Raw genomic sequence first — 205 nt, forward strand, 5'->3', positions numbered from 1 at the left:
GGATGTTGATGTGGATTCACTGGCGCTTTCTGATTCGCTCAATGAGGTGCTTGTTGACTCACTTGCGCTTGCTGATTCGCTCAACGATGTTGAGGTGGATTCACTTGTGCTTAATGATTCGCTCAATGACGTTGACGCTGATTCACTTACGCTTGCTGACTCGCTCAATGAGGTCGATGTGGATTCGCTTGTACTTAATGATTCA

General features: G+C 46.3%; 1 protein-coding gene. It reads left to right on the forward strand.

Annotated elements, in window-relative coordinates:
• Positions 1-205: hypothetical protein (locus FC32_RS10825; protein ID WP_268871568.1), on the forward strand; the 205-nt coding region annotated here is incomplete at both ends.

The organism is Ligilactobacillus apodemi DSM 16634 = JCM 16172, assembly GCF_001434405.1.
GTDB lineage: Bacteria > Bacillota > Bacilli > Lactobacillales > Lactobacillaceae > Ligilactobacillus > Ligilactobacillus apodemi.